The organism is Streptomyces niveiscabiei, assembly GCF_001419795.1.
Classification (GTDB): Bacteria; Actinomycetota; Actinomycetes; order Streptomycetales; family Streptomycetaceae; genus Streptomyces; species Streptomyces niveiscabiei.
On the sequence record NZ_LIRL01000413.1, the window covers coordinates 1 to 6,636 of the forward strand.

At 68.5% G+C, this 6,636-nt stretch carries 9 protein-coding genes; 3 read left to right on the top strand and 6 right to left on the bottom strand.

The genetic code is table 11. The features are described from left to right. From AOK24_RS20190 to AOK24_RS20200, 3 genes are all read left to right on the top strand, one after another. The coding region (locus AOK24_RS20190) for a TM2 domain-containing protein (RefSeq protein ID WP_055721461.1) at window positions 1-330 on the top strand (330 nt) is incomplete at its 5' end. 88 nt (window positions 331-418) lie between these two features. Further along, the gene (locus AOK24_RS20195; protein WP_055721469.1) at window positions 419-766 is read left to right on the top strand and encodes a DUF2752 domain-containing protein; all 348 of its coding nucleotides are present in this window, start codon (window positions 419-421) and stop codon (window positions 764-766) included. Window positions 767-1,014: 248 nt separating this feature from the next. Continuing rightward, entirely contained in the window at window positions 1,015-1,284 is a 270-nt protein-coding gene (locus AOK24_RS20200; RefSeq protein WP_055721462.1) for a TM2 domain-containing protein, read from the top strand. A 100-nt stretch (window positions 1,285-1,384) separates the two neighbouring features. Here AOK24_RS20200 and AOK24_RS20205 read toward each other — a convergent pair whose 3' ends face one another. The 6 genes from AOK24_RS20205 to AOK24_RS20230 form a co-directional block, all read right to left on the bottom strand. Then, a complete protein-coding gene (locus AOK24_RS20205) occupies window positions 1,385-2,092 on the bottom strand; it encodes a LamG domain-containing protein (protein ID WP_055721463.1) in 708 nt (235 codons plus the stop codon). A gap of 149 nt (window positions 2,093-2,241) precedes the next feature. Continuing rightward, a complete protein-coding gene (locus tag AOK24_RS20210; protein ID WP_055721464.1) occupies window positions 2,242-3,006 on the bottom strand; it encodes a succinate dehydrogenase iron-sulfur subunit in 765 nt (254 codons plus the stop codon). Next, a complete protein-coding gene (sdhA, locus tag AOK24_RS20215) occupies window positions 3,006-4,760 on the bottom strand; it encodes a succinate dehydrogenase flavoprotein subunit (protein WP_055721465.1) in 1,755 nt (584 codons plus the stop codon). Before sdhA ends, AOK24_RS20210 begins: the two co-directional genes overlap by 1 nt. A 19-nt stretch (window positions 4,761-4,779) precedes the next feature. Beyond that, window positions 4,780-5,262: a succinate dehydrogenase hydrophobic membrane anchor subunit gene (locus AOK24_RS20220; protein ID WP_055721466.1), complete on the bottom strand. Its 483-nt coding sequence runs from the start codon at window positions 5,260-5,262 to the stop codon at window positions 4,780-4,782. A 5-nt stretch (window positions 5,263-5,267) separates the two neighbouring features. Beyond that, the gene (gene sdhC / locus AOK24_RS20225) at window positions 5,268-5,648 is read right to left on the bottom strand and encodes a succinate dehydrogenase, cytochrome b556 subunit (RefSeq protein ID WP_079056901.1); all 381 of its coding nucleotides are present in this window, start codon (window positions 5,646-5,648) and stop codon (window positions 5,268-5,270) included. 241 nt (window positions 5,649-5,889) lie between these two features. Continuing rightward, window positions 5,890-6,363, bottom strand: coding sequence for a 2-oxo-4-hydroxy-4-carboxy-5-ureidoimidazoline decarboxylase (locus AOK24_RS20230; protein ID WP_420876676.1), 474 nt, complete (start codon window positions 6,361-6,363; stop codon window positions 5,890-5,892). Window positions 6,364-6,636: the final 273 nt, after the last annotated feature.

The window sequence follows — 6,636 nt, forward strand, 5'->3', positions numbered from 1 at the left end:
CCGCAGGGCTACGGCTACCCCGCCGGCCAGATGCCGCCCGGCGTCGGTTACCAGCCGCCGCCCGGGACGTACACCGGTGACCCGTACGCCCCCTACGGCTACGACGCCTTCGGCCGCCCCTACTCCGACAAGTCGAAGATCGTCGCGGGGATCCTCCAGCTCTTCCTCGGCACCCTCGGCGTCGGCCGGTTCTACATCGGACACGTCGGCCTCGGCCTCGCCCAGCTCTTCACCTGCGGCGGCTTCGGCATCTGGGCCCTGATCGACGGCATCATCCTGCTGACCAGCGACAGCACGACGGACAGCCAGGGCCGAGTCCTCCGTGGCTGAAACGCCACTCGCGCCGACCGGGGACGCGCCCGCGTACCCCGTCACGTTCGCCTCCTTCCTCCGGCGCCCGGCGACAGCCCCCCTCGCGGTGCTCGTCGCCGGGGGCGCGGGGGCGGCGTATCTGTACGGCACCGACCCGCACCAACCGGGTCACCTTCTCCCCCAGTGCCCCTTCCGGCTCGTCACCGGGCTGCTCTGCCCCGCGTGCGGCGGCACCCGCATGGTGTACGACCTGATGCACGGCCGTCTGGACGCGGCGTGGCTCGACAACCGGGCGCTGCTGCTCGCCTCCCCGTTCGCGCTCGCGCTGCTGGGACGCTGGATGTGGGAGGGGATCGGGCGGGGACGCCGCTGGCGGCCTCAAGCCGGCGGGCGTACGCAGGCGTTGATCCTCGGGATCGCCGTCGCCTGGGCCGTCGTCCGCAACCTGCACTGACGCGACGACTGACGCGACGCCCGTTGCCGCGCACGGGTTGAGCCGGACCCCGGAAGTGGCTGGAACCGGCCGGAAGTTGGCGCGAGTTTTGTCACGTTCGGGGAACGATAGTTCGACGGGGCTGCCGTTCGGCGCCCGCCCCTGCCTACGCTCGGCGCTCACCCGGGGGGACGGCCGAGGCATGGGCTGACGTGCGCGCTCCCCGGCTTCTCGCCTTCCGAGCAGTCCCCGTCAGGAGAGCAGTTCCTATGACCGTCCCCGTCCCCAACGCCGACGCCCCGTACGGCTACGACCCGCAGGGCCGCCCGTACTCCGACAAGTCGAAGATCGTCGCCGGCCTCCTCCAGATCTTCCTGGGCACCCTCGGCATCGGCCGTTTCTACGTCGGCAACGTCGGCGTCGGTATCGCCCAGCTCCTGACCTGCGGCGGCCTCGGCTTCTGGGCGCTGATCGACGGGATCATCTTCCTCGTCAGCAACGACCGCACGGACAAGCAGGGCCGCGTCCTGCGAGGCTGACCCCCCCGCGGGGTCCCGGGTCCGCCCCTGATCTTCTCCCAGGGGCGGACCCCTCCGCGGTCCTACGGGCTCAGTCGGACTCAGCCGGACCCGGCCGGGCTCAGCAGCCGGCGCGCCGGGGGCCCACCGCGATGTCGGACATCCGGACGTCGTACGACGAGGGGCTCGGGTTCGCCTGGTACAGCTGCCAGCCGAGCTTCAGCTTGTCGAACGTGGGGAACACGAAGTCGTCGGCGGTCCCGCCGTGGTTCTTCGTCGACACGGTCAGGTCGGGGTTCTCGACCCCGTCGAAGTACACCGTGACCTTGTTGTCGGACGCGTCGAGGTGGAACTCCAGGCACTGCCAGACGCCCGTGGCGGCCGGCGCCGAGGTCCGCCAGTTCGTCCAGTCGCCGGTCACGCCCAGGTCCGAGCCGACGCCGTAGAAGTTGCCCTTGTCGGTGGGCGCGTACTGGCCGCCCAACGGCCGTACCAGCGTGGGCGAATCGCTGCCGGACGCCTCCGCGAGCGTCCAGTGCGCCCAGTCCGGCTGGATCGGCACGGCGCCCAGCTTCACCCGTACCCGGGCCCAGAGGCTGTTCGCCGGAAGGTATTTGAGCGGCAGGACGACGAACGCCTTGCCGTTGCCCTCGGTGTGGAAGAGAAGTTCCTTGCCGGGGCGGCCACTTGTGCTGGGCACCACCGTGATCGTGCTGCCGGCGGACGTCTCCGTCGTCCACGCGGGGGAGGCCGAGGCAGTGGGGGGTATCGCGAAGAGCGCGGCTGCGAGGGCCAGGGAGGCCGTCGCCGCTTTTCTCAGGATTGCCATGCGCCAGAGTCTGGCTTGAACTCTCAAGCAGATCAAGGTGAGTTGACGCTTCAAGCCACAGCGGCCGGCCGAAAGGCGAGGCAACGCGCAGGGCCCCGCTCCCCGGTGCGACACCGGAGGAACGGGGCCCAGTGGGGCGTACCCGGAAGCTAGAAGCGGCGCGTGATGAGCGCTCGCTTCACCTCCTGGATCGCCTTCGTGACCTCGATGCCGCGCGGGCAGGCGTCCGTGCAGTTGAAGGTCGTGCGGCAACGCCACACGCCGTCACGGTCGTTGAGGATCTCCAGGCGCTGCTCACCGGCCTCGTCGCGCGAGTCGAAGATGAAGCGGTGCGCGTTGACGATCGCCGCCGGGCCGAAGTACTGGCCGTCGTTCCAGAAGACCGGGCACGAGGACGTGCAGGCCGCGCAGAGGATGCACTTCGTCGTGTCGTCGAAGCGCTCGCGGTCCTCGGCCGTCTGGAGACGCTCGCGGGTCGGTTCGTTCGTGTCCTTCGTGATGAGGAAGGGCATGACGTCGCGGTACGCCTGGAAGAACGGCTCCATGTCCACGACCAGGTCCTTCAGGACCGTGAGGCCCTTGATGGGCTCGATCGTGATCGGCTTGGCCGGGTTGATGTCCTTGATCAGGGTCTTGCAGGCAAGACGGTTCTTGCCGTTGATCCGCATGGCGTCCGAGCCGCAGATGCCGTGCGCGCAGGAGCGGCGGAACGTGAGCGTGCCGTCCAGGTCCCACTTGATCTTGTGGAGGCCGTCGAGGACGCGCTCCTTGGGGTCGATCTCCAGCAGGAAGTCTTCCCAGACCGCTTCCGCCGAGACCTCCGGGTTGAACCGGCGGACGCGGAACGTGACGGTGATGAGGTGGTCCGAGGCCGCGGCCTCCGCCTCCACCTTGTCCAGAACGGGAGTTGCCATCAGTACTTACGCTCCATCGGCTGGTAGCGGGTCTGCACGACCGGCTTGTAGTCGAGACGAATCGAATCCGTGCCGTCGTCGCCGACCTCGCGGTACGCCATGGTGTGGCGCATGAAGTTGACGTCGTCGCGGTTGGGGTAGTCCTCGCGGTAGTGACCGCCGCGCGACTCCTTGCGGGCCAGCGCCGACACGGCCATCACCTCGGCCAGGTCGAGCAGGTTGCCCAGCTCGATGGCCTCCAGGAGGTCCGTGTTGAACCGCTTGCCCTTGTCCTGCACCGAGACGTTCTTGTACCGCTCGCGCAGCTCGGCGATCTTCTCGACGGCCGTCTTGATCGTCTGCTCGGTCCGGAACACCATGACGTTCGCGTCCATGGTCTCCTGGAGCTCCTTGCGCAGCACCGCCACCCGCTCGGTGCCGGTCGACGCGCGCAGCTGCTCCACCTGGTCGACGACGAACTGCGCCGGGTTCTCCGGGAGTTCGACGAAGTCGGCGCCCTGGGAGTACTCGGCCGCCGCGATGCCGGCCCGCTTGCCGAACACGTTGATGTCCAGCAGCGAGTTGGTGCCGAGGCGGTTCGCGCCGTGCACGGAGACGCAGGCGACCTCGCCGGCGGCGTACAGGCCCGGGACGACGGTGGTGTTGTCCGAGAGGACCTCACCCTCGACGTTCGTCGGGATGCCGCCCATCGCGTAGTGCGCGGTGGGCTGGATCGGGATCGGGTCCGTGTACGGCTCGATGCCGAGGTAGGTGCGCGCGAACTCGGTGATGTCCGGGAGCTTCGCGTCGAGCTGCTCCGGCGGGAGGTGCGTGAGGTCGAGGTAGACGTGGTCGCCCTCGGGACCGCAGCCGCGGCCCTCACGGATCTCCGTGTAGATGGAGCGCGAGACGACGTCACGTGACGCGAGGTCCTTCATGACCGGCGCGTACTTCTCCATGAAGCGCTCGCCGTCCTTGTTGCGCAGGATGCCGCCCTCACCGCGGGCGCCCTCCGTCAGCAGGATGCCCATGCGCCAGATGCCGGTCGGGTGGAACTGGAAGAACTCCATGTCCTCCAGCGGCAGCCCGCGCCGGTAGCAGGCGGCCTGCCCGTCACCGGTCAGGGTGTGCGCGTTGGACGTCACCTTGAAGAACTTGCCGGTGCCGCCGGACGCGTAGATCACGGCCTTCGCCTGGAAGACGTGGATCTCGCCGGTCGCCAGCTCGTACGCCACCACGCCCGCGGAGTGCTTGACCCCGTCGACCTCGGTGATCAGCTGGTCGAGGACGTAGAACTCGTTGAAGAACTCCACGCCCTCCTTCACGCAGTTCTGGTACAGCGTCTGGAGGATCATGTGACCGGTGCGGTCGGCCGCGTAGCAGGAGCGGCGCACCGGCGCCTCGCCGTGGTTGCGGCTGTGCCCGCCGAAGCGGCGCTGGTCGATCGTCCCGTCGGGCGTCCGGTTGAACGGCAGGCCCATCTTCTCCAGGTCGAGGACGGCGTCGATGGCCTCCTTCGCCAGGATCTCGGCGGCGTCCTGGTCGACCAGGTAGTCACCGCCCTTGACCGTGTCGAAGGTGTGCCACTCCCAGTTGTCCTCCTCCACGTTCGCCAGCGCGGCGGCCATGCCACCCTGCGCGGCACCCGTGTGGGAGCGGGTCGGGTAGAGCTTCGTCAGCACGGCGGTGCGGCTGCGCTTCGTCGACTCGATGGCCGCGCGCATACCGGCGCCGCCCGCGCCGACGATGACGGTGTCGTACTTGTGGATCTTCATGTTGGTCGCAGCCCCGTGCCTAGCGGATGTTCGGGTCGAAGGTGAAGATCACCAGCGTGCCCAGCAGGATGGTGAACACCGTGGCGGTGTAGAGCAGGCCCTTGAGCCACAGCCGGGTGTTCGCGCGCTCCGCGTAGTCGTTGATGACCGTACGCAGGCCGTTCGCGCCGTGCAGCATCGCCAGCCACAGCATCAGCAGGTCCCAGACCTGCCAGAACGGGGACGCCCAGCGGCCCGCGACGAACGCGAAGCCGATCTTGGAGACGCCGCCGTCCAGCACGAGCTGGATCAGCAGGTGCCCGATGACCAGGACGACCAGGACGATGCCGGACAGCCGCATGAACAGCCACGCGACCAGCTCGAAGTTGCCCCTCGTCGACTTCGGGGTCTTCTTCGTGCGCTTGCGCGGGGCCTCGATGTACGGGGCCGGGTTGTCGACGTCGTACAGCGAACCGCCCTCGACGGGGCCGATGCCGGACGCGGTGGTTTCGGTGGTGGCCATCGGTGTCAGCTCCCGAAGAGTTCGCGGGCCGCGTGGCCGAGGACGGGGTAGATCGCGCCGATCATCAGCACGAGCCACAGGCCGACGACCGTCCAGAGCATCTGCTTCTGGTAGCGCGGGCCCTTCGACCAGAAGTCGACGGCGATGACGCGGAGGCCGTTGAGCGCGTGGAAGAGGATGGCGGCGACGAGGCCGTACTCAAGGCACGCGACGATCGGCGTCTTGTACGTGGCTACGACCTTGTCGTAGTCCTCGGGGGAGACACGCACGAGAGCGGTGTCGAGTACGTGGACAAACAGGAAGAAGAAGATGAGGACGCCGGTGACTCGGTGAGCCACCCAGGACCACATTCCTTCCCGGCCGCGGTACAGCGTTCCAGCCGGCACGGAAGTCCCTCCGGGAGCGGGGTTCGGGGCCTGCCGGCTTGTGCTGTCGGTCGGCCCGGCCGGGTACGGTCCACCGGCCCCCAGCATGTTAGCTACGCGGTGGGGGCGGGTTTACGGCGGGCCTACCGGTGTGATCAAAGTGGCACGCGGATGGGTGAAGCCGTGCGGCATCTGGGGTGGTGGGTGCTGTTATGTGCCGGGTGCGGCGCCGTTGTGGCTGGTCGCGCAGTTCCCCGCGCCCCTAAAAAGCCCTCAGCAACCGTTCCTTTGCGAGCTTGCGGAGTTCCTCTGCCGCCAGTACCCGTTCGTCCTCCGGATCGTTTGGCAATCGTGACCGGATGGCTTCCAGGACGGCGTCCAGAGAGTCCTCGCAGACGACGAAGGCGTGGCCGAACTTCGACTCGTATGCCGCGTGTGCCGCACTGAGGGCCATGTGAGCCGCTGCGTACGTTTCTGGTGGGAGTTGCGGCGTTTTTTCCGCCGCCAGGGCCTCCGCCAACTCGGCCCTCGTCAGGTCGTACGCTGCCTCGTCCGCTGCTGCCAGGAGGGCGTCGAGCGTGGGGTAGGGGCGGTGGGTTGCGACTCTTTGTGCCCAGGTTTCGCTGTGGAGGCAGGACAGGAGGAGGGTGTGGGCCTCGGCCGGGGGTGCGGTGTTGAACGCCGGGAGGCGGGTGTGCGTAGGTGATGGTTGTTCGGGAAGGGCCGGTATGGCCACGCGGTGGGCGGGCAGCGGTGGTCCTCGTGTCACGGGGGGCTGGTGTGGCGTCACCGTATCGAGAGTGGTCGTGGTGTGTCCGACAGTTGCCCGAATTTCACTCGATCGGGAGAGTTTCGGAACGTGTGGTGGACGACGGGTGGTCGGTCGTGAGTCGTAGGTTGACGGCGTGAGCAGGCACAGGCGGGGCAAGCGGCAGGGTGGCGGGGGGCGGGGGGCGGTCGTCGCCGGGGCGTTCGTCGTGACCGTGGGGCGCGGGGTGGTGGTCGGGGG

Coding starts and splice junctions, on each gene's coding strand:
- AOK24_RS20200 (WP_055721462.1), top strand. CDS start 1,015: ATGACCGTCCCCGTCCCCAACGCCGACGCCCCGTACGGCTACGACCCG.
- AOK24_RS20205 (WP_055721463.1), bottom strand. CDS start 2,092: ATGGCAATCCTGAGAAAAGCGGCGACGGCCTCCCTGGCCCTCGCAGCC.
- AOK24_RS20210 (WP_055721464.1), bottom strand. CDS start 3,006: ATGGCAACTCCCGTTCTGGACAAGGTGGAGGCGGAGGCCGCGGCCTCG.
- sdhA (WP_055721465.1), bottom strand. CDS start 4,760: ATGAAGATCCACAAGTACGACACCGTCATCGTCGGCGCGGGCGGCGCC.
- AOK24_RS20220 (WP_055721466.1), bottom strand. CDS start 5,262: ATGGCCACCACCGAAACCACCGCGTCCGGCATCGGCCCCGTCGAGGGC.